Here is a 21,962-nt window from a genome sequence, read left to right as displayed (position 1 = left end):
CATGGTCGCGGCAACGCTAGACGCAACCATCGACCTTTTCGCGTCCGGTTTACCCCTTTATGTCGCTTTTCTATCAAGGGAGAACGTTTATTCTTAAACGAATATCTCGCATTTTGGACACTTGCGCTGCCGTCGCTGCGCGATATGGATGGTTTGTCGCTTTTGTAAGGGCGGATCTCACTACCAACTGCGCTCAGTGTTGCGCTACCCCCAACACTGAGCGCAGGGTGCACCTCCACCGTCTCACCAAGCGAGACAAACCCAACGTTCTACTGTCACCTTCCCCACCACCCACTCCCCGGAAGCGATCCTGCACCACCTCCGCCCACTGGCCTTCGCTGCCTCCCGTCACCGCCGGCGCCCCGGGCCGCAGAACCGACATCCGCCACCCTCCTACCGCCGGCCTGCTGCTCTCCGTCGTCCACCCCACCCCAACCAGCGGCACCGACACCCGACCACCCTTACCCACCGGCCGCCCTCGCTGCCTGCGCTACTCCACCCCCCAAGACCGGCCACTCAACCATCACCTCCCCCACCCCAACCGGTCCTCGCCGCTCTCCGCCACAGCCCCACCACCCACGCCCCGGAACCGGCCCAACACCCCCTCCACCCACCACTCCCCTCGCTGCCTTCGTCGCTGTCCTCTTCCCTGAGCGAGCAGCACCGATCCCCACCCCCGCATCCCGCCCCGCACGGAGGCACCGAGAACTGACCGACAGGCCCCGCTGAACGGTAAAAGCGAGCCCTCCCTCTACGCAGGATGCCGGCCCCCACGCGGCTCCTCCCCCTGCGCGGGGGCCGAGGAGACCGAGAATCTCCAAGGGGACGGACAGGAGAAGACCGCGGGGAACAGGCTGGTTGGGGTATCGGCCGCACCCAGCCCGCCGATCGGCCCATCAAGGCTCAGCCCACCAAGGCGCGGTGCCAGGCCATGGCTGAGGTGTCGGTCAGCGAGGCGACTTGGTCGACCAGGACGCGCAGGGCCGCGGCGTCGTCGGCGGCGCGTAGGTAGTCGGTGCGAAACGGGGGTTCCAGCGCGTCGGGGGCGCGCATCGACAGCGCCGCCACCAGTTCGGTGATGATCTCGCGTTCGCGGGCTTGGTACTCCCGAGCTTCCCAGCGTCGCATGACATAGTGCACGGCTGCGGCTTTGAGCAGCGCGCACTCCAGCAGCGAGCGCCGCGGCACCACGAGGGTGGCGCTGTAGCGGGTCAGTGGGCCGGGGCCGTGTGCGGCGCGGGTGGCCGATTCGGCGGCGCGGCACCACCGTCCGATCAGCTCGCTGGTGAGGTTCTTCAACGCGGCGAGGGAGCCCAGGTCGCCGTCGAAGTCGCGGGGCCAGAACGGCTCGGCTACGAGGTCGGTGAAGGTCTGCGCCAGTTCCGCCTCGTCCGGGACGGTCTCGCCGTTCTTGGTGGCGGTGCGCGCCGCCAGGGCGCACACCTCGGCGCGTTCGGTGGGGCTGTGCAGCGCCGCCAACCGGATCAGGCCGGCGTAAATGCCGTCCTCCAAGTCGTGCACGGAATAAGCGACGTCGTCGGCCCAGTCCATGACTTGGCTCTCGAAGCTGGTGGCGGTGGCAGGGGCGTCTTCGCGCAGCCAGGCGAAGATTTCGGCGTCGTCGGGGTAGTAGTTGAACTTGTGCGGTTGGGGTCCCTCGCCTCGGGGCCACGGGTATTTCACGGTGGCGTCGAGGGTGGCGCGGGTGAGGTTGAGGCCGGCGCTGCGCCCCTCGGGGGTGCGGACCTTGCCTTCCAGGCGGGTGAGTAGCCGCAGGCTCTGGGCGTTGCCTTCAAACCCGCCACAGTTGGCCGCCGCGGCGTCCAGGGCGACCTCGCCGTTGTGGCCGAAAGGCGGGTGCCCCAGGTCGTGGGCGAGGCAGGCGGTTTCCACGAGGTCGGGGTCGCATCCGAGCGCCTGGCCGAGTTCGCGGCCGATCTGGGCGCATTCCAGGGAGTGGGTGAGGCGGGTGCGTGGGAAGTCGCTCATCCCCGGCTGGACGACTTGGGTCTTGGCGGCGAGACGGCGCAGCGCGAAGCTGTGCAGCACGCGGGCGCGGTCGCGTTCGAAGGGCCCTCGGGCGCGGCTTTTAGGCGGTTCTGGCGCCCACCGGCTTGCGTCGCGGGCCGCGTAGCCGGGGGTGGAAGCCTCGGGACTGACCAGCATGCTCCTCCTCGCGGCGGTCGCAACGCCACGGTGTGGCCAGCGGGTGGCCCGGGTGACGGGTGGCCGCTACAGCGCGGCGTCGACTTCGATGCCGGAACTCTCGCCCACGATCCAATACCACCACAGCGACGCGGTCTCACGTGTGATGTACCACAACTGTGTGGTGCGCTCGCGCACGGCGGGCCCTGAGCGGGAGGGGGAGGTGGCGGCGTCGATGCTGAGGTCTTCGGCCATGAGGCGCGAGCGGAGGGAGTGCCAAGGGTCGGTGACGATGACGGCGGAGTCCCAGCCGCGCTGCTCGTAGACCTCGGAGACGGCTCGCAGGCTCTGTAGGGTGTCGCTGCCTTCGCCGATGCCGATGACGTGGTCGCCGGGTATGCCGGATTCGACGAGCCAGGTGCGGCCACTGCCGCCTTCGGTGTAGTTATCGCCGGGCTGGTTGCCGCCGACGGTGATGATGGTGGGCGCGACGCCTTCTTCGTAGAGTCCGGCGGCGTGGTCGAGGCGCGCCTCGAAGATCGGTGAGGGTCGGCCGTTGTACTGGCTGGCTCCCAGCACGACGATCGCGTCGGAGGTGGGGCGGTCGTCTTGGCGGGCGACCCACCATACCCATACCCAGGTGCCGCAGGGCAGCGCTACGCAGAGGGCCAAGACGAGGGCGATGAGGCGGCCGGGACGCAGCCAGCGCAGGCGGGAGCGGCGGCGCTGGGCGGGTGGGGGCGGTTCTGGCCGCCGGCGCGGCTCGCGCCGTCGGCGCACCATTTCGCGCGTGCGGTCGGCGTCCCCGTGGTCGCTGGGGGTGCCCCGGTATGGTTCGCGCCGATGGAGATCGCCCTCGGCGTCGATGGTGTCGGCGTCCTCGCGGGGCTCGACGTCGGCGGCGGCACTGTCGTCGCCCGGTGACCAGGGGCGAGCCATGGTTCGGGTGGGGTCGGGGGGCGGGGAGGCAGAGCGGTGGAAGACCGCGGTCGCCTCGTCGTGGAGCGCTGTTTCGCGGGAGGCGGTGGGCGCGGTCTCGGCGGGCGTCTCGCCGGGACTTTGGGGCAGGCGCGTGAAGTGGCGGGTGGCCTCGGCGTCAGAGGTGTGGTCGGGGGTGGCGCGCCATCGAGATTGTGGCCATAGCTCGTCGCCGCCTTCGTCTCCGGCTGCCTGCATGTCTCACCCCCCGTGAGGATCACCGCCGCTTTCTTTGACGATAACCCACACCGACATACGCCGCCCCGAAATGGGCACTGCCGACAGCAGCACCTATTTCGGGCGCCCGGACGGCCATCTCGTCCGGGCGCCCGGTGCTAGGGGGTTGCGCCGGCCTGCCGGTGGGCCGGCGTGCGGCCGGCCTTACGGCCGCGCCGCGGCCCGTCCCGCCTCTAGGCGGGCGACGGGTACTCGGAAGGGAGAGCAGGACACGTAGTCGAGTCCGGCCGAGTGGAAGAAGCGCACCGAGGCCGGATCGCCGCCGTGCTCGCCGCAGATGCCGAGCTTGATGTCGGGACGGGCCGCGCGCCCCTCCTCCACGGCGATCTTGATGAGCCGGCCCACTCCGGCGATGTCGAGGGACTCGAACGGCGAGATGCCGAACACTCCCTTTTCCAGGTAGGCCGAGAAGAAGGAGGCTTCGACGTCGTCGCGGGAGAACCCCCACACGGTTTGGGTGAGGTCGTTGGTGCCGAACGAGAAGAATTCGGCGTTCTCAGCGATCTGGCCGGCGGTCAGGGCTGCGCGGGGCAGCTCGATCATGGTTCCGATGGGGAAGTCCAGTTCGACTCCGTACTGCTCGCCGACCTCGCGTAGGACCTCCAGCGACTCGGCACGGATGATCTCCAGCTCCTGGACGGTGCCCACGAGCGGGATCATGATCTCGGGTCGGGGCCGGCCGCCGGCCTGGATGCGCTCGGCGGCGGCTTGGGCGATGGCGCGCACCTGCATGGTGAACAGGCCGGGTACCACCAGCCCCAGTCGTACGCCGCGCAGGCCCAGCATCGGGTTCTGTTCGTGCAGGCGGTGCACGGCTTGCAGCAGGCGCAGGTCGTTTTCGTGCTTCTCCCCGCGGGACTCGGCCACGGCCACGCGCACCGACAGTTCGGTGACGTCGGGCAGGAACTCGTGCAGCGGCGGGTCGAGCAGCCGCACGGTGACGGGCAGGCCGTCCATGGCGTCGAAGATGCCCACGAAGTCCTCGCGTTGCAGCGGCAGCAGCGCGGCCAGGGCCTCGTGCTGCTCCTTCTCTGTGTCGGCGAGGATCAGCCGCTCCACCAGGGAGCGCCGGTCACCGAGGAACATGTGCTCGGTGCGGCACAGGCCGATGCCTTGGGCGCCCATGCGGCGGGCGCGCTGGGCGTCCTCGGGGGTGTCGGCGTTGGCGCGCACGTAGAGGCGGCGTGCGGCGTCGACGTAGTGCATGATGCGGTCGACGGCGCGCACCAGGTCGTCAGCTTGGTCCGAGGCCGGATCGATCTCGCCCTCGAAGTAGCGCACGACCGGTGAGGAGACCACGGGCACCTCGCCGAGGAACACCTCGCCGCTGGTGCCGTCGATGGAGATCACGTCGCCTTCCTCGATGACCTTGCCGCTTGGGGCGACGAGGCGGCGGTTCTTGGTGTCGATGTCGAGTTCCTCGGCGCCGCACACGCAGGTCTTGCCCATGCCGCGGGCCACGACCGCCGCGTGGGAGGTCTTGCCGCCGCGGCTGGTGAGGATTCCGCTGGCTGCGATCATGCCGTCGAGGTCGTCGGGGTTGGTCTCGCGGCGGCACAGGATGACGTCCTCGCCGCTGCGCGACCATTTGATGGCGGTGTAGGAGTCGAAGACGGCCTTGCCCACGGCCGCTCCCGGCGAGGCGTTCATGCCGCGGCCGAGCCGGTGGCGTGGAGCGGTCTCGTCGAAGCGGGGGAACATGAGCTGGGCGAGCTGATCACCGGTGACGCGGGTGACGGCCTCGTCCAGGGTGATCAGTTCCTGGTCGAGGAGCTGGTCGGCGATGCGGAACGCCGCGGCGGCCGTGCGCTTGCCCACGCGGGTCTGGAGCATCCACAGCTTGCCGCGCTCCACGGTGAACTCGATGTCGCACAGGTCGCGGTAGTGGTTTTCGAGCTTTTCCATGATGGCGATCAGTTCGCCGTAGCTCTTGGGGTCGATGCGCTCCATGTCGGCCAGGGGGACGGTGTTGCGCGAACCGTCGACGACGTCCTCACCTTGGGCGTTTTGCAGGTAGTCGCCGTAGATGCCTTGCTGGCCGGAGGCGGGGTCCCGGGTGAAGGCCACGCCGGTGCCGGAGTCCATGCCCATGTTGCCGAAGACCATGGAGCACACGTTGACTGCGGTGCCCAGGTCGGTGGGGATGCGTTCCTGGCGACGGTAGAGGACGGCGCGGGGAGCGTTCCAGGAGTCGAAGACGGCCTTGATGGCCAACTGCATCTGCTCGCGGGGGTCGGCTGGGAAGTCCCGCTCCGTCTTTTCCAAGACGATGTCTTTGAACGTCTGGACCAGTTCCTTGTAGTCCTCGGCGCGTAGCTCCAGGTCGCTGCTGATGCCCCGCTTGTGCTTGACGGCTTCGATGGCGTCGTCGAACAGCTCGCCGGGGATGTCCTGGACGGTCTTGCCGAACATCTGGATGAGGCGCCGGTAGGAGTCCCACGCGAACCGCTCATCGCCGGACTGTTTGGCCAGGCCGTGGACGGACTCGTCGTTGAGGCCGATGTTGAGAACGGTCTCCATCATGCCGGGCATGGAGAACTTCGCGCCGGAGCGCACGCTGACCAGCAGTGGGTTGTCGGGCTGGCCCAGGCGCTTGCCCATCTGGGTTTCCAGGGCGGCCAGTTTCTCGTCGATCTCGGCGTTCATGCCATCGGGCACTTCCCCGTGTTCGAGGTAGTGCTGGCATGCCTCGGTGGTGATGGTGAACCCCGGCGGAACGGGGAGCCCCAGGTTGGTCATCTCCGCAAGGTTCGCGCCCTTGCCACCGAGCAGGTCCTTGAGGTCCTTGTTCCCCTCGGTGAATTCGTAGACGTACTTGGGCACGGAGAGCTCCTTTTCACGGCCGTTTGACCTTGGATGCGCGTGACTCTACCCGTCGAGCACCAAAACTTTTCCCACCCCATCGCAATATCGGCGTTTTCCCAGCTCACAGAGATTCATTTGGTTTAGACCAGAGGTTTCACCAACTGGTCTAGAGGAGTCTGCGTCACACCACACAGCAAGGGCGATGAGCTGGGAAGATGATGCCGATTTGGCGACTGCCTCCGGACGGGGAAGCCAAAAAGACCAATCCACACGAGAGCTCTCGTGTCACACCCACGGGGCGCGCGGGGGACACGAGGCGGGAAACTGTGCCCAGAACCACATCCACAACTCCCGAGTAACCTACGGTTGCGTAGGTAGAGTTCCGCTCAGGATGGGCGTTCGCGCGCCCCGCGCACGCCCGGCAACCGACCGTGGCCCTCCCGGCTCACACGTGATGGAAGAGACCAAATCGTGGCTGTAGATCCTGCCAACGACACCCTGCGGTACGCCGGGAACGACCGCGACAGTGGCAAGGACGGCGGGGATAGCCCCACCGCCCCGGCACACCCGGTGAGCCAGGTTCCGCGAGACCTGCTCAACGTGGTCAAACCGCGGCTGCGCGGCTGGCTACACCTCGGCACCGCCCCGGTCGCGCTGGCCGCCGGCCTTGTGCTCGTCATCATGGCCCCGACCGTGGCGGGGCGCGTCGCCAGCGCTATCTACGCGGGCAGCGCCGTGCTGCTGTTCACTACTTCGGCCGTCTACCACCTGGGCCACTGGCCGCCGAAGCCCCTCGCGCTGCTGCGCCGGATGGACCACTCCAACATCTACCTGATCATCGCCGGCACCTACACGCCGTTCGTGGTGCTCGTGCTCGACGGGGCGCTCCAGGTAGCAATGCTCTCGATCGTCTGGGGCGCGGCAGCGGCCGGTGTGGTGTTCAAACTCGTGTGGCTCAACGCGCCCCGATGGCTGTCCACCGCGCTCTACATCGCCGTGGGCTGGGTCGCGGTGGTCTTCATCCCGCAACTCCTAGGCGGCACGCACCCGGCCACCTGGATTCTCATCCTCGTCGGCGGGCTCCTCTACAGCCTCGGGGCACTCGTCTACGCCATGAAACGGCCCGATCCGGCACCACGCTGGTTCGGCTTCCACGAGGTCTTCCACTCGCTGACGATCGCCGCCTACGTCTGCCAGTACATCGCCGTCTCGTTCGTTGTCTACGCCGCCGGCTGACCTCGTAAGAAGGGCCGCGGCACCCCTGAACCCCGGGGAGGGCGAATCACAATTGCCTTACGCGGTCGGACGGCAAGGACGAAACCGCGCTCTCCCCGGGAACGCTCCCGCTATTTTGGGAACCGGTTTCACCGCCATAGCGGTGGACCGGTGAGGCGGTCGGAGACCATCTCCCCCCGGGTCCGACCGCCTCACGCTTACCAATCCGGCGCCATGCGGGCGCGCAGAGCGCACGGCCGTCGCCACCGCCACAGCCGCTTCTCCAGCACCCCACCCGCGCACCGCACTCGTGGACTGTCTCGCCTGTGCCGGTGGGCCTGACACGCGCCGACCGGCACAGCCCGTCGCGCCGTCAGCAGCCGGCCGGCAGCCGCTCCACCAGGTACATCTCGATCTGGTCCAGCGAGACCCGCTCCTGGCTCATGGTGTCGCGCTCGCGCACGGTCACCGCATTGTCGTCGAGGGTGTCGAAGTCGATCGTGACACAGAACGGGGTGCCGATCTCGTCTTGGCGCCGGTAGCGGCGGCCGATGGCTCCCGCGTCGTCGAACTCCACGTTCCAGCGTTTGCGCAACTGCCGGGCGAGGTCCCGGGCCTTGGGCGAAAGGTCAGAGTTGCGCGACAGCGGCAGCACCGCGACCTTGACCGGGGACAGCCGCGGGTCGAGCCGCATGACGGCGCGTTTTTCCATCTTGCCCTTGGCGTTGGGCGCCTCGTCCTCGTAGTAGGCGTCGAGCATGAACGTCAGCAGCGCCCGGTCGACGCCGGCCGCAGGCTCGATGACGTAGGGCACGAACCGCTCGTTGCTCTCCTGGTCGAAATACGACAGGTCAGCACCGGACTTCTCCGAGTGGGTGCTCAAGTCGAAGTCGGTGCGGTTGGCGATGCCCTCCAGCTCACCCCACTCGGTACCGACGAAGTTGAACCGGTACTCGATATCGACGGTGCGCTTGGAGTAGTGGGACAGCTTCTCCTTGGGGTGCTCGTAGAGCCGGAGGTTGTCCTTGCTGATTCCTAGGTCGACGTACCACTGCATGCGGGTGTCGATCCAGTACTGGTGCCACTCCTCGTCGTCGCCGGGACGAACGAAAAACTCCATCTCCATCTGCTCGAACTCGCGGGTGCGGAAGATGAAGTTGCCGGGGGTGATCTCGTTACGGAACGACTTACCGATCTGGCCGATCCCGAAGGGGATCTTGCGGCGGGCGGACTGCTCGACGTTTTTGTAGTTGATGAAGATGCCCTGGGCGGTCTCGGGGCGCAGGAACGCCAGCCCCGACTCGTCCTGGACCGGACCAAGGTAGGTGCGCAACAGTCCGTTGAACATCCGCGGTTCCATGAAGGAACTCTTCGCGCCGCAGTTAGGGCAGGGCACGTCGGCCAGCGTCGCGTCTTGGGCCTGGCTGTGCTTGGCTTGGTAGCCCTCGATGAGGTGATCGGCACGGAAACGCTTGTGGCAGGCTTGGCACTCGGTGAGCGGGTCCACGAACTCTTGGACGTGCCCGGAGGCTTCCCAGACTTCGCGGGCCAGGATGACGCTGGAGTCCAACCCCACGATGTCCTCGCGCTCCTGGACCATGGCGCGCCACCACTGGCGCTTGATGTTGTTCTTGAGCTCCACGCCCAGCGGCCCGTAGTCCCATGAGGCGCGCAGCCCCCCGTAAATCTCACTTGAGGGATAGACCAGCCCCCGGCGCTTGGCAAGGTTGACCAGGGTGTCCACAGCCTCTGACTTGACGGCCATAGTTGTCAGACTCTCCATCCAACTGGCGGTCGGCGGATCGCGGAACGCGACGCTCTCAGTTACCGATGACGGACGCCCAGTCTAGGCGGTCGCGACGTGCACCATTGACGTTACGCGCGGCGCGGTGCAACGTCACTCGGTTTCCGTGGCCAGGCGAGCCGCGCCCTGAGAGCCGGCCGGCGGGGCTGCCCGCCGGCCGAAGACCCGCTCCACGACGCGGGCGGCGGCGTGGCCGTCGTCGAGGGGACAGAAGGTGTCGACGAAGTCCTGGTAGCGCCGCGCGTGGGCACGGGCGACGTCGTCGATTCCCAAGATGGCGGCGATGACGTCGTCGGATTCCCGCAGCAGCGGCCCCGGAGCGGTCTCCTCGAAGTCGAAGTAGAACCCGCGCAGGTTGTCGCGGTAGCTGTCGATGTCGTAGGTGAAGAACAGCATCGGACGGCCGGTGTTGGCGAAGTCGAACATCATCGACGAGTAATCGGTGATGAGGATGTCGGTGAGCAGGAAAAGCTCCATGACCTCGGGGTAGAGCGACACATCGTAGACGAAGTCACGCCCCACCACCGGCACACTGTCGACCACGCGAGGGTGGCGGCGCACCAGCAGCACGTGATCCTCGCCCAACTTGTCGTACATCCGGTGCAGATCGAGGTGGAGATCGAGCTTGTGGCGACCGCGGGTGTAGTACTTGTCGTCGCGCCACGTGGGGGCGTAGAGGATGACCTTCTTGTCAGCGGGCAGCCCCAACTGGCGCCGGACCCGCTGGGCCACCTCGTGGCGGTGGGGAGAGAAGAAGATGTCGTTGCGGGGGTAGCCGGTCTCCAGGATCTCGCCTTCGAACCGGAACGCCCGCCGCAGGATCGGGGTGGCCCACGGGCTCGGCGAAACCAGGTAGTCCCATTGCTGGGTTTCCCAAGCGAGCTTCTCGTGGTAGTCGCGCGACTTGCCGCGGATGTTCTCGATGTCGAAGCCGATCCGTTTGAGCATCGAGCCGTGCCAGGTCTGCACCACGGTCTGCTCGGGGCGGCGGTGGAACCAGGCGGGCTGGCGGGAGTTGGTGACGATGTAGCGCGAGCGGGCGAGGGACTCGTAGAACTCTCGCCCATTGTGGCGGACCTTGGTGAGGTCGTCGGGGAGGTTGAGCTGACCGTCTCGCACCAGCCACGACATCGGGTAATCGCCCCAGGCTCCGCCGTCGGCACGCAATTGCGCGTAGATGGCGTGGGGACTGTCGGAGAGCTGGCGCCCGGTGTAGCTGTCGAACAGGATCTCTTCTCGCAGCGGCTCGTGGCGCTGGGCAGGATAGTGCTCCTGGCGCAGCCGCCGTTGGGCGTAGCTGCCGCGCTCGTCGTCGCGCAGGTCGCTACTGACCTTGAGTACGGGGGTGTCGAAGCCCGTGTCAGCGAAGGAGAAGGTCCGCTCGGGCGTTTCCATCGGCAGCGGGAGCTGCCAGACGAACCCTGAGGCGAGGTCGGCGCCGATCTCGGTGGTTTCGGCACCGGCCTCACCGCTGGCCCCGGAGCCGGCGCCCCCGTCCAGGTGCACACGGGCGCGCAACTCGTAGTTGCCCGCCGAGAGCGGCAGTGGCCCCGACAGGGTCTCGACCGCGGCGGGCGCCCACACCGCGCGGAAGTCGTGGCCGTCGCGTTCAACGGGCACCACATGGCGTTCCTCGCGGCCTCGGGCCTTGAGCACCAGCGAGAATTGCGCGGCGGCAGCGTAGGTGCCGGTGAGGACGAGCTGGCGCCCCGACCAGGCCGCGCTGTGGATGACCGGACGCGCCCAGCCCGCTCGCAGCCGCAGGTGCCCGCTACTGGTGCGCATGACGGCGACCTCGTGGTGACCGTCACCGGCGGGGTGGGACTCCGCTGCGATCTCGTCGGGCAGCACCAGGCGCAGGTCCGTGCCGTCAGGGGTGTGTAGCCGAACGTTCCACTGTTCCTGACGCAGCGCACCGCCCCCCTCGTTGAGGGCGTGGGCGAGCAGGCCGGCCACGGGGATGCGGGTGAGGAAGCGTGCACCGGTGATGTCGAGAGAGTAGTCCAGCGACGCCGTGCCGGGCAGGCGGGTCAGGCGCAACGTGGTGGCCTCGGCGGCGGGCGGGGCCACCAGTTCTCCCTCGATGCACAGGTGGGCCCCGCTGGGAGCATGGTCGATCCGGTAGCCGCTGACCCGCGCCAACAACGACTCGACCGCGATGTTGAGATGGCCGTGGCTGTCCCAGCTCGGACGAATCCACACGGCGTTGCTGGTGCCCTCATTGTCGTCGTCGCCGCCGCTGACCCGCTGGTAGGGCGGACGCTCCGGCGGACCCGAGACCGGGTTGGCCACGATACGGCGCCGGACGAAGCCCCGGTTGAGGATGACGAGCTCCAGTTTCCAACTGGTGTCGTGCCACTGGCCTCCCAGACGGAGCTTGGCGGGGTCGACGCTGATCTCGAAGCCGCCGTAGTCGTGGCGCGCGGCGTCGGCGACGTCGGGCAGCCGGTACTCGGCAGCCCGACGGACCTTCACCGGTACGGGGATGCGGCGCCGGGTGGTGGTGTTGACGGCGAAGGCCAGCAGGTGCTGCTGCCAACGGCGGCGGGGCCGCAGGTGGTGCAGGCCGACCCGGCCGGCGACGACGAGACGTCCGTCGCGCCACTCGACCCGTTCGGTCTTTTGCCGCACACGCAGTTCGGAGTCGATCCGGTAGATCTCGCGCGGCACGCGAACGTGGCCGGCGGCGGGCTCGACGTCGCTCTCGCCGCCGGCCGGTGCGCTGGACTCGAAGAAGGGGTAGTTGACGTAGTAGTGCATCCCGCGGCGCACCACCGGCGCGTTTTTGAGTTCGACGCTCTTTTGGAACGTGAGTGTCTCCAGCAGGGCGGCGAGGTGGCGCTTGCGCACGAGGTAGTAGTTCAGGCGGTGCAGCGCCTCAAGGTGGTCGAGTACGGTGCGGTCGACCGCGTCGAGGTAGGCGTTGGTGAGCTCAAGGAAACGCTCCCGCCCGGCGGCGTCGGTGTCGTCGAGACGCAGCAGGATATGGCGGATGTCGCGACGCAGCGCCACGCCGTCCCAGACCGCGCGGTCGCTGGCTGGCAAGGACGCCGCCAGTGCGGCCATGGCCGACAGCCGTGCGGTGAGGGTGGCGGTGTCGCTGAGGTCGGGTGTGGTCTGGGCGTCGCGCCATAGGTACACCGGCGCGTGGCGGGTGTCGACGGCTGCGGCGGCGAAATGGGCGGCCACGACGAACAGGTCGGCGGTGGTGTCGTCGTCGGGGGCCGGGGGCAGCGTGTCCCAGAAGGAGCGGCGCCACACCTTGTTGCCGAAGAGCCGGTCGCCGGTCAGGGCGGTGGTGAGGCGCGCGTGGGTGGCGGTGCGGGTGCGGGTGAAGATCTTGGCGTGGGCGCGTGAGGCCCGCGAGCCGAGTTCGTTGAAGCGGTACACACCGCCGGCGGCGATGTCGGAGCCGCTGTGTCCCAGCGAGTCGAGGAGGAGCTCGTAGGCGTAGCTGGTGACAGCGTCACTGCCGACGAGAAAGGCCAGATAGTCGCCGGTGGCACGGCGCGCGCCACGGACGCGGGCCTGGATGTGGCTGGTGGCGCCCTTCCGGTCCAGCGTCAGGGGCGCTCCGTTGGGCAGGCACGCCCCCGCCTCCGTAGCGACGGCAAGCCCTTCGGCGCGCGCGGCGTCGGTGGCTTCGCTGTCCTCGTCAGCATCATCGCCGGCCGGGATTGCGCTCGCCGCACTGCTCGCCGTTTCCTCGCCGAAGGAGGGGCATTGCTGGGGGGTGGACCACACCGGCACCAGAATGATTTCGGTCTGCTGGGCGGACAGCGTCTGGCGGGAGATCGAGTCCAAACAGGACCGCAGGTGAGGCTCGGTCGCATCGAAGGTGACGATGACGCTGAGCGTAGGCATCGATCAACTCCCCCTGATCGGTTTCTGCGGAGTGGTTGACAGCCTCAGGACCACCTACCTCCAGCAGCCGGACAAAATGTGTGGCCGTTGCGCACGGATGTGAGAGTGGCGCCCGAGCACGCCATATTGCGCTGCGTCGCGTGCTGTGCACCCAACATAACGGCAACGGGGGGCGCGTGTGATCAACATTCCCACAACCGGCGGTGGCGCGTGGCACATCAACCGGTCGGGCGAAGTGACCAGTGAGGACGTTAGCAGGGGGTGACCGCGGCACGCCGCAGAAGGTGGAATGTGTCGTAGGGTTCATATGTCGGTCAAGCGCTCGGGAGGACATACGTGGCCGAACGCGACGATGACGTTGGGCAGTCGCGCGACAGCGCCGAGGGGCCCCAGCCGGCAGCGGCCCCGCCGGGTTCACTGCGTCGCAAAGTCGAGGAGCGCAGCGCGGTGCCGCTGGTCTTCTTGCATAACGCCCCGAGCTGGGTACTCCCCGTGACGGTCGCAGTGCTGTTTCTGGCCGGGCTGGCCCTGCAAGGGCCGGTGGGGGCCATACTGCTGACCGTTCTCGCCGTGTTCTTCGCCTGGCTCGCCTACCTGACCTGGCCGCGGTTCAGCCGGACGGAGAAGGCTGCCCGATGTGTGCTGGTCAGTGTGGTACTCGCGCTCGCCCTCCTGCAAACCGGGCTTTTCGCGGTCATTTGACAACCGTTTTCATTTTCGCGAGAATTTGGACGTGTCCGTTGATGTTTCCAGCACCGACCGTTCAAAGCGGCACAGCCGTCCAGGCGCCATAGCGTTTCGCGCCCACGACGCGGTGGTGGAGTACGACCGCCGTCCCGCTCTGCGCGGGGCCACCCTGGAGATCGAGACCGGCGAAATCATCGCCGTGCTCGGCCCCAACGGCTCGGGCAAATCCACCCTCGTACGGGCACTGCTAGGACTCACTCCCCTGGCCGGTGGCACAGTTGAGATCCACGGCCAGCCGCCACGGCGCTTCCGCGACTGGGGCCGCATCGGCTACGTACCGCAGCGACTCTCCGCCGGCGGCGGAGTCCCCGCCACGGTGCGCGAAATCGTCGCCTCAGGCCAGGTGGTGCGTCGGCGTCGGCTGCGCCGCGCCACAGCCGCCGACCGCGAGGCCGTCACCGAGGCCCTGTCGGCTGTGGGACTGGCCGACCGCGCCCACGACTCCATCCACGAACTCTCCGGGGGCCAGCAGCAGCGAGTACTCATCGCCCGCGCGCTGGCCGCGCGCCCCGACACCTTCATCATGGACGAGCCGTTGGCCGGCGTCGACGCCGCCAGCCAACGCGCCCTAGCCGACACCATCACCGCGTTGTCGGCCCGCGGGGCCACCATCGTCGTGGTGCTACACGAACTGGGCCCCCTGGAACCGCTGATCGACCGCGCGATCGTGCTCTCCCACGGCCGCATCACCCACGAGGGCGCGCCCCCGCGTCCGGAGGGCGAGTGCGCCCGCCCGGGCCACGACCACGTGCACCCGCACGCCGAAAGCGACTACTCCTCCACCGGCCCGCCGCCGGCCGTTCCCACCTTCGAGGTCAGCCGTGGTGATTGAACTCCTCAGCTACGACTTCATGCGGCGGGCGCTGCTCGCGGCCGTACTGGTCGGTCTCGTCGCCCCCCTCATCGGGACCTTCATGGTGCAGCGGCGACTTGCCCTGTTGGGTGACGGCATCGGCCACCTGGCCCTCACCGGCGTCGCCTTGGGATTTCTCACCAGCACCTCGCCCGTGCTCACCGCGCTCGTGGTCGCCGCGGCCGGCGCCGTCGTCATCGAACTGGTGCGGGTGCGGGCGCGCACCAGCGGCGACGTGGCGCTGGCGCTGCTGTTCTACGGCGGCATCGCCGGTGGCGTGCTGCTGATCGGCCTGGCTCCCGGCGCCAACAACGCCACACTCACCGCGTACCTGTTCGGTTCGGTGAGCAGCGTCAACGCCACCGACGTCTACGTGGTCGCGGGGTTGGCCGCTGTGGTGTTGGCCGTGCTGGGCTACTTCGGGCGGGAACTGTTCGTGCTGTGCCAAGACGAGGACACCGCCCGGGCGCACGGACTGCCGGTGCGCTTACTGAGCTTGGTGATCGCGGTTACCGCCGCTGTGACCGTCGTCATCGCCATGCGGGTGGTGGGGGTGCTGCTGGTCAGCGCGCTCATGGTCGTCCCCGTGGCCGCGGCCCAGCAGCTCAGCCGCAGCTTCCGCATTACCATGGCCCTGGCAGTGGTCATCGGCGTCCTCGCGGCACTGGGCGGGTTGTCGACCGCCTACTACGCCGATGTCGCTCCGGGCGCCGCCATCGTACTGATCGCCTTGGCCGTGTTCACCTGCGCCGTCGTCGTCGGACGGGTACTGCGTCGCTATCGCCACACCGGTAGGACCTCCCCGATCGAGGAAAAACGTGCCATGGTCGGTACGATGCCCCAGACCGAGTCGGGGAGCGTATCGAGTTGAGTTCACGTCGCGACACCGTGCGCCGGGCGCTGAACGAGAGCAGCGGCTTTCGCAGCGCCCAGGACCTGTATGCCGATCTGCGTGCCGAAGGCTCCAAGATCGGGTTGACCACCGTCTACCGAGCATTGCAGGCTCTCAGCGACGCAGGCGAAATCGACTGCCTGCGCACTGACGACGGCGAGGCCGTCTACCGGGCCTGCGTTACCGACACTCACCACCATCACCTGGTGTGTCGTTCCTGCGGGCGGGCCGTGGAGGTCGAAGGGCCCGCCGTGGAGAAATGGGCCGAGAACGTCGCCGCGCGCCACGGCTTCGTCGAACTCACCCACACGGTCGAGGTGTTCGGCACCTGCGGCGAATGCGCAGCCGCGCGGCAGCCGGCTGTGCACGGCTGAGCCGAGAAGGGCCGCCCGCGGCACGACCGCCAGCCAGCGCCGGGCCGGTACCGCGGGCGACTCTTAGGACAACTGCCGCAATTCGGGGCGCTTGGCGCTCACCCCGTCGCCGGAGGACCGGCCGGTCAGACGCCGTCCGATCCACGGCGCGAGAAAGGTACGTATCCAACGCAGGTCCTCCCGGCGCGCGGTACGCCAGTCCAGCAGCTCAGCGGGAGGCCACGGTTCGTCCCAGCGCTCGGCTACCTCAACGCCCAGCACCTCGCACACCTTCAATGCCAGCCGCCGGTGCCCCTCGGGCGACATGTGCAATCGGTCTCGATCCCAGGCACGGCGGTCGGTCAGCACCTCCATGGACCACTGGTCCACCAGATAGCAGCCGTAGCGATCGGCGATCGCGCGCAGGTTCATGTTGAACCGCGCGAACGTGCCGATGAGCGCGCGCATGTAGCCGGAGGGAAAGTTGACGCCAGTGAACAGGAGGACCTCGCAACCGGCTTCGCGCAGCTCGGCCACCCCCCGTTCCACCACCCGCGCCAGGCGGTCGGGGTCACTGCCGGGGCGCAGCAGATCGTTTCCCCCGCCGCTGAAGCTCACTAGGTCGGGGCGCTTGGCAACAGCCTCAGGCAACTGGTCGATCATGATCTGGCGCAGCAGTTTGCCGCGTACCGCGAGGTTGGCGTAGCGGACGTCGGGCACCTGCTCGGCCAGGTGCGCGGCGAAGCGGTCGGCCCAGCCCCGGAAATGCTGCGGGGTGGCTCCCTCATCGGGGTAGGGATCGCCGACACCCTCAGTGAAGCTGTCGCCAATGGCCACATAGGACAGCCGGTCGCCGCACGTGTCGAGGATGCTCATGGGGACTCCCTCACTCTTGGCTGCTGGGACCGGGCTCGACCGGGTTGGGCACCGCTCCGCCGTAGCGGCGGTCGCGCGAGGCGAAGACCTCGCAGGCGTGCCAGAGGTGACGGCGGTCGAAATCGGGCCAGAGCGTGTTGAGGAAGACGAACTCGGCGTAGGAGGACTGCCAGGGCAAGAAGTTGGAGTAGCGCTGCTCTCCCGAGGAGCGCACGAACAGGTCGACGTCGGGCATCCCGGGCGTGTAGAGGTGGTTGGCCACGGTCTCTTCGGTGATGCGATCAGGGTTGATCGTGCCGGCCACGGCGGCCCGAGCGATCTCGGCGGCGGCGTCGACGATCTCGGCGCGTCCCCCGTAGTTGACGCAGAATTGCAGCGTGAGCGCGTCGTTGTCCTTGGTGAGCTCCTGAGCGTGCTCCAACTCGCTGATCACGCTCTTCCACAGCCGTCCCGGCCGGCCGGCCCAGCGCACCCGCACTCCTCGGGCGTGCAGCTCGTCGCGGCGCCTGCGGATGACGTCACGGTTGAACCCCATGAGGAAACGCACCTCGTCGGGAGAGCGCCGCCAGTTCTCCGTGGAGAAGGCGTAGGCCGACAGGCACGGGATGCCCAGTTCCAATGCCCCTTCGATCACGTCGAACAGGGAACTCTCCCCGGCCTTGTGGCCCTCGGTGCGTGCCAGCCCTCGCTCCTTGGCCCAGCGGCCGTTGCCGTCCATGATCAGGGCAACGTGGCGCGGGATCACCTCGCGCGGCAGTTCAGGGGGGCGGGCACCGCTGGGATGGGGGTCGGGCGGCAGCACCTCCCGCTTAGCGGACTTCGACGACGAGGATTTATACAGACTCACGCACGCTCCACCAGGCGCAGGGATCGGATTCCGTTTTCCAGGTGCCACTGTAGATAGGCGGCCACCAGGCCACTGCACTCGCTGCGGGTCCGGGGCTGGCTGGCGTCGGCCTCGGGCCAGTCGCCCCGCAGCAGAGCATCCATCAGGTGCAGCGTTTCGGCGGCCGGGCTGGTCGAGCCAGCGGGACGACACACCGAACACACCGCGCCACCGGCGTGGACGGCGAACGAACGGTGCGGCCCTTGCCCGCCACAGCCGGCGCAGTCGTGCAGCGCCGGGGCGTAGCCGGCCACCGCTAGCGAGCGCAGCAGATAGGCGTCGAGCACCAAGCGGGGAGCGTGGCTGTTCTCCCCTAGGGTGCGCAAGGCGCCCACGAGCAGCAGGAACTGTCGCAGCGCGGGGTCCTTTTCCACGATGACGATCTTCTCGGCGGTCTCCAGCATCGCGGTGCCCGCGGTGTAGCGGGCGTAGTCGTCGACGATGGGGCTGCCATAGGCGCGCACCGTATCGGCCTGGGTGATCACGTCCAGGCTGCGGCCCGTGTGGCATTGCAGGTCGACATGGGTGAAGGGTTCCAGTCGGGCACCGAAACGAGACTTGGTGCGGCGCACTCCCTTGCCGACCGCGCGCACCAGCCCAGTGCGCCGGGTCAGCAGGGTGACGATGCGGTCGGCCTCCCCCAGTTTCTGGGTGCGTAAGACGATGCCTTCATCGCGGTAGAGGCTCACGCTTCCATTGTTGCCGATCGCTGGACGTGGGGCGAACCAGCCCGAAATCACTGCCACCCCTGGCGGCAGGCGGACAGGCGTCGCCGGCTTACGCGGGGCCACGGGACACACCACCGTTCGGCGACACCTTTAGGGTGGATTTGTTCTACCATCCCGCACAAAAGTCACTAAGGGATCATTCGTTAGCGAATAGAGGCGGGATATGCCACGGGGAAGCGGGAGCCGTAGCGGCGCCAGGACCATGGCGGGCACAGGTGGGCGCCGCCGCAATGGCGCGAAACGGTCGGCGCCCCGCCGCCGCTGGGGACGGCCCCTTGTGGCGGGCCTGGTCGCGTTGCCCGTAGGACTGGGGCTGGCGGGGGCGCTGACCCTCGGTGCTTTGGCCTACGAGGGCGCCGGCGGCACGCCCGATCACGCCGGGGCGGCCTCACCGCCGACCTCCAGTGAGCAGCGCCCGCCCACGGACTTCTTCCCCGACGCCGGCGACGGTGCCGCCCCCACGCCTACCACCCGGCCCAGCCCCGACAGTTCGGCGGAGCCGGTGACGGCCACGGCTGTGCCCAGCGCGCTCGACATCGCCCCACCCGAGGACAGCGGAGGGCAGGAAACGCCGCTACCGCCCGATGACCTCAGTGGCGATACCGGGGAGCTCGAAACGCTGCGGGCGGAAGTAGCCGAGGTCGTCGAGTTGGCCAACACCGAACGCGCCGATGCCGGCTGCGAGCCGCTGCGGGTGGATCGACAGCTCACCAAAGCCGCCGAGGTACACAGCGAAGACATGGCGACCCGCAGGTACATGGCCCACGAGAGCCCCGAGGGCGAGGGGCCGGCCGAGCGCGCCGAGGACGCCGGATACGAGGCGTGGTCCGGGGAGAATGTCGCGGCCGGCTACCGCTCGGCGGAAGCTGTCATGGCGGGCTGGATGGACAGCCCTGGCCACCGCGCCAACATCCTCAACTGTGACAACAGGGCGGTCGGGGTGGCCGAGGTCGATACCTACTGGACGCAGACGTTCGGGCGCCGCTGAACGTGGTGACCGTTCGACTGAAGCGCGAGCACCGCCTGAGCTGAGGGCCGGGGCACCGGTGCCCCGGCCCGAGCGCCGGCGCACCGAGAAACCTCGGTGGACCGGCGCGCCAGTGCTTCTCAGCGATTCTCAGCGGTTGGCGGCGATGGTGGCCGCGTGGTTGACGGCGCTGCACACCGCCCGGAAGGAAGCTGTGGTGATGTTGGCGTGGATGCCCACGCCCCACACCGTGCGCCCCTCCACCTCGGCCTCGACGTAGGCGGCGGCCCGCGCGTCGCCGCCCTCGCTCATGGCGTGCTCGACGTAGTCCAGCACCCGCACCTTGACCCCGATCTCCCCCAGCGCGTCGACGAACGCCGATATGGGACCGTTGCCGTTACCGGTGACCTCACGGATCTCGCCTTCAAAGCGCACGTCGGCGCTGACCGTGTAGGAACCCTCCGAGCCGTTGGTGCTGGAGCGGTGCGCCATCACCCCCAGCGGCCCGTCGGTCAGGTAGATCTGGGTGAAGATCTCCCACAGCCGCTCAGCGGAGAACTCGCCGCCTTCGGCGTCGGTGAACTCCTGCACCGCGCGGGAGAACTCGATCTGTAGCCGCCGCGGCAGGTCCAGCGCGTGGTCGCGGTTCAGGATGTGGGAGACCCCGCCTTTGCCGGACTGGCTGTTGACGCGGATGACCGCCTCATAGGTGCGGCCCACGTCCTTGGGGTCGATAGGCAGGTAGGGCACCTGCCATGGATACTCGTTCACCGGCGTGCCCGCTGCTTCGGCTTCCTCTTCCAGGGAGCGCAGGCCCTTGTTGATGGCGTCCTGGTGGGAGCCGGAGAACGCCGTGTAGACCAGCTCACCGCCGTAGGGGTGGCGCGGGGCTACCGGCAACTGGGTGCAGTGCTCGACCGTGCTGCGGATGGCGTCGATGTCGGAGAAGTCGATCATCGGGTCCACACCTTGGCTGAACAGGTTCATGCCCAGGGTGATCAGGTCGACGTTGCCGGTGCGTTCCCCATGGCCGAACAGGCACCCCTCGACACGGTCGGCCCCGCCCATGACGGCCAACTCAGCCGCGGCCACGGCGGCTCCCCGGTCGTTGTGCGGGTGCACCGACAGACATACGTGCTCGCGCCGCGACAGGTTGCGGCTCATCCACTCGATCTGGTCGGCGTAGACGTTGGGGGTGGCGCGCTCCACCGTGGCCGGCAGGTTCAGGATGATCTCGCGCCCCGGACCGGGCTGCCAGACATCCATGACGGCCTCGCACACCTCCAGCGCGAAGTCCAGTTCGGTGTCGATGAAGATCTCGGGTGAGTACTCGTAGCCGAAGTACTCGGTGTCGGCCAGGTACTGCTCAGCGAACTTCATGACGTGGCGGGTGCCCTCGACGGCGATAGCCTTGCAGGCGTCGCGGTCGACCTCGAAGACCACCCGGCGGAACTGCGGCGCGGTCGCGTTGTACAGGTGCACCGTGGCGCGTTTGGCGCCCACCAGGCTCTGCACGGTGCGTTCGATCAGGTCTTCGCGCGCCTGGGTCAGCACCGAGATCTGGACGTCGTCGGGGATCGCCTCGCCGTCGATCAGGCTACGTACGAAGTCGAAGTCGGTTTGGCTGGCCGCGGGGAAACCGACCTCGATCTCCTTGTAGCCCATCGTGACCAGCAGGTCGAACATCTCACGCTTGCGCTCGGGGTCCATGGGCTCGATCAGTGCCTGGTTCCCGTCACGCAGATCGGTGGACAGCCAGCGCGGGGCCTGGGTGATGGTCGCGGACGGCCACGTTCGATCCGGCAGATCGACCCTTGGGAAAGGCGTGTAGCGCTGAAAGGGCATACCACTGGGTTGCTGCTGCGGCATCATGAAATAGCTCCTCGAAAACTCAAGTGCTGGCGGTCGGTGCGGCCGACAGAACATGCCGAAGCCCCGCGGCGAGGGAGCCGGCCGTTTTTTATCGGCCCCCGCCGCGGCCACTAAGGAGGAGCAGCTCGCGCAGCATAACGGTAGACACCGTAGCAGACGTTGGGCGCGAGAAACGTCAGCCCCCCCGAAGCTCTCCGCGTCCGGTGGGCCCTCGCATCCCCCAGGAGGCCGGCGCCGACCCTCCACTTCGCGAAGACGGGGGTGGTACCGGGGCCGATGCCGCGGCGGCGCACCCGGCCCTGGAGGACGCCACCGCCGCCGCGGGCGGTTCTCCGAATCCGCCTGCTCGCGCCCTCGGCTCCACCCCACACCGCGCCGCACGTCCCTGACCCAACCGTGTTGTGGGCGGGATCTTGTGTGAGGCCGGCAACGGGCAATGGCACGTGAGGAAAAGTTTCCCCCGTTCGGACGGGGTTCTGTTTTTGGGCAAGGGCGGCGAGGACAGACGGTGGGTGACGTGGGTGAGCGCCTCCGCTGTCGCCCCCGCGGGCTGGCGAGACCGCGCAGCGATCGAGGCACGAGCCGACGACGACCCCCCACCCCAGTCGTTCGAAAAACAGAACCTAGATCGTTGATGGGAATCTTGTGGCCGGTCGCGGACATGGCGAAGGGCGCCCATGATCGATGTGTGACCAAAAACCTGGACGCCCTTCTGACCGCACTCTATGTCCATCTGGACG

At 68.2% G+C, this 21,962-nt stretch carries 15 protein-coding genes; 6 read left to right on the top strand and 9 right to left on the bottom strand.

Going from position 1 to position 21,962, the window contains the following annotated elements; translation table 11 throughout:
• Window positions 1–903: 903 nt before the first annotated feature.
• The 3 genes from ABD848_RS15305 to ppdK form a co-directional block, all read right to left on the bottom strand.
• Window positions 904–2,166 (bottom strand): deoxyguanosinetriphosphate triphosphohydrolase, encoded by a 1,263-nt coding sequence (locus ABD848_RS15305; RefSeq protein ID WP_344972384.1) that lies wholly within the window; start codon window positions 2,164–2,166, stop codon window positions 904–906.
• Window positions 2,167–2,232: 66 nt separating this feature from the next.
• Window positions 2,233–3,321 carry a YdcF family protein gene (locus ABD848_RS15300; RefSeq protein ID WP_344972382.1) on the bottom strand — a complete coding sequence of 363 codons (1,089 nt, stop codon included), beginning with the start codon at window positions 3,319–3,321 and terminating at the stop codon, window positions 2,233–2,235.
• 183 nt (window positions 3,322–3,504) lie between these two features.
• Window positions 3,505–6,183: a pyruvate, phosphate dikinase gene (gene ppdK / locus ABD848_RS15295; RefSeq protein ID WP_344972380.1), complete on the bottom strand. Its 2,679-nt coding sequence runs from the start codon at window positions 6,181–6,183 to the stop codon at window positions 3,505–3,507.
• A gap of 552 nt (window positions 6,184–6,735) precedes the next feature.
• Between ppdK and trhA the strand changes: the two genes are divergently transcribed.
• Complete coding sequence (trhA, locus tag ABD848_RS15290; protein ID WP_344972575.1) at window positions 6,736–7,401, top strand: PAQR family membrane homeostasis protein TrhA; 666 nt, start codon at window positions 6,736–6,738, stop codon at window positions 7,399–7,401.
• A 352-nt stretch (window positions 7,402–7,753) separates the two neighbouring features.
• On the opposite strand, the gene ABD848_RS15285 is transcribed toward trhA, so the two are convergent.
• Window positions 7,754–9,145, bottom strand: coding sequence for a glycine--tRNA ligase (locus ABD848_RS15285; RefSeq protein ID WP_344972378.1), 1,392 nt, complete (start codon window positions 9,143–9,145; stop codon window positions 7,754–7,756).
• Window positions 9,146–9,277: 132 nt separating this feature from the next.
• Window positions 9,278–13,048 (bottom strand): bifunctional glycosyltransferase/CDP-glycerol:glycerophosphate glycerophosphotransferase, encoded by a 3,771-nt coding sequence (locus ABD848_RS15280; protein WP_344972376.1) that lies wholly within the window; start codon window positions 13,046–13,048, stop codon window positions 9,278–9,280.
• Between the two features lie 336 nt (window positions 13,049–13,384).
• Here ABD848_RS15280 and ABD848_RS15275 point away from each other — a divergent pair, with 336 nt between their 5' ends.
• The 4 genes from ABD848_RS15275 to ABD848_RS15260 are packed head-to-tail and all read left to right on the top strand — an operon-like array spanning window position 13,385 to window position 15,914.
• A complete protein-coding gene (locus tag ABD848_RS15275; RefSeq protein ID WP_344972374.1) occupies window positions 13,385–13,750 on the top strand; it encodes a DUF6703 family protein in 366 nt (121 codons plus the stop codon).
• A 31-nt stretch (window positions 13,751–13,781) separates the two neighbouring features.
• Window positions 13,782–14,627 (top strand): metal ABC transporter ATP-binding protein, encoded by an 846-nt coding sequence (locus ABD848_RS15270; protein WP_425567553.1) that lies wholly within the window; start codon window positions 13,782–13,784, stop codon window positions 14,625–14,627.
• Window positions 14,620–15,519: a metal ABC transporter permease gene (locus ABD848_RS15265; RefSeq protein ID WP_344972571.1), complete on the top strand. Its 900-nt coding sequence runs from the start codon at window positions 14,620–14,622 to the stop codon at window positions 15,517–15,519. Before ABD848_RS15270 ends, ABD848_RS15265 begins: the two co-directional genes overlap by 8 nt.
• Window positions 15,516–15,914: a Fur family transcriptional regulator gene (locus ABD848_RS15260; protein WP_344972372.1), complete on the top strand. Its 399-nt coding sequence runs from the start codon at window positions 15,516–15,518 to the stop codon at window positions 15,912–15,914. The genes ABD848_RS15265 and ABD848_RS15260 overlap by 4 nt, the downstream gene beginning before the upstream one ends.
• 63 nt (window positions 15,915–15,977) lie before the next feature.
• Here ABD848_RS15260 and ABD848_RS15255 read toward each other — a convergent pair whose 3' ends face one another.
• Genes ABD848_RS15255 through recO form a run of 3 tightly spaced genes read right to left on the bottom strand, consistent with a single transcriptional unit; the run spans window position 15,978 to window position 18,344 of the window.
• A complete protein-coding gene (locus tag ABD848_RS15255; RefSeq protein ID WP_344972369.1) occupies window positions 15,978–16,769 on the bottom strand; it encodes an SGNH/GDSL hydrolase family protein in 792 nt (263 codons plus the stop codon).
• A gap of 10 nt (window positions 16,770–16,779) precedes the next feature.
• Window positions 16,780–17,616, bottom strand: coding sequence for an isoprenyl transferase (locus tag ABD848_RS15250; RefSeq protein WP_344972367.1), 837 nt, complete (start codon window positions 17,614–17,616; stop codon window positions 16,780–16,782).
• Window positions 17,613–18,344: a DNA repair protein RecO gene (recO, locus tag ABD848_RS15245; RefSeq protein ID WP_344972364.1), complete on the bottom strand. Its 732-nt coding sequence runs from the start codon at window positions 18,342–18,344 to the stop codon at window positions 17,613–17,615. Before recO ends, ABD848_RS15250 begins: the two co-directional genes overlap by 4 nt.
• Window positions 18,345–18,660: 316 nt before the next feature.
• Here recO and ABD848_RS15240 point away from each other — a divergent pair, with 316 nt between their 5' ends.
• Window positions 18,661–19,371 (top strand): CAP domain-containing protein, encoded by a 711-nt coding sequence (locus ABD848_RS15240; protein ID WP_344972362.1) that lies wholly within the window; start codon window positions 18,661–18,663, stop codon window positions 19,369–19,371.
• A gap of 129 nt (window positions 19,372–19,500) precedes the next feature.
• Here ABD848_RS15240 and leuA read toward each other — a convergent pair whose 3' ends face one another.
• Entirely contained in the window at window positions 19,501–21,222 is a 1,722-nt protein-coding gene (leuA, locus tag ABD848_RS15235; protein WP_344972359.1) for a 2-isopropylmalate synthase, read from the bottom strand.
• Between the last annotated feature and the right edge of the window lie 740 nt (window positions 21,223–21,962).

It is taken from the genome of Salinactinospora qingdaonensis (assembly GCF_039539445.1).
Lineage (GTDB): Bacteria > Actinomycetota > Actinomycetes > Streptosporangiales > Streptosporangiaceae > Salinactinospora > Salinactinospora qingdaonensis.
The sequence above is the reverse complement of the archived record's forward strand: the minus strand, read 5'-3'. Positions and strand labels throughout refer to the sequence as shown.

Coding starts and splice junctions, on each gene's coding strand:
- leuA (WP_344972359.1), bottom strand. CDS start 21,222: ATGATGCCGCAGCAGCAACCCAGTGGTATGCCCTTTCAGCGCTACACG.
- ABD848_RS15300 (WP_344972382.1), bottom strand. CDS start 3,321: ATGCAGGCAGCCGGAGACGAAGGCGGCGACGAGCTATGGCCACAATCT.
- ABD848_RS15305 (WP_344972384.1), bottom strand. CDS start 2,166: ATGCTGGTCAGTCCCGAGGCTTCCACCCCCGGCTACGCGGCCCGCGAC.
- ABD848_RS15280 (WP_344972376.1), bottom strand. CDS start 13,048: ATGCCTACGCTCAGCGTCATCGTCACCTTCGATGCGACCGAGCCTCAC.
- ABD848_RS15285 (WP_344972378.1), bottom strand. CDS start 9,145: ATGGCCGTCAAGTCAGAGGCTGTGGACACCCTGGTCAACCTTGCCAAG.
- ABD848_RS15255 (WP_344972369.1), bottom strand. CDS start 16,769: ATGAGCATCCTCGACACGTGCGGCGACCGGCTGTCCTATGTGGCCATT.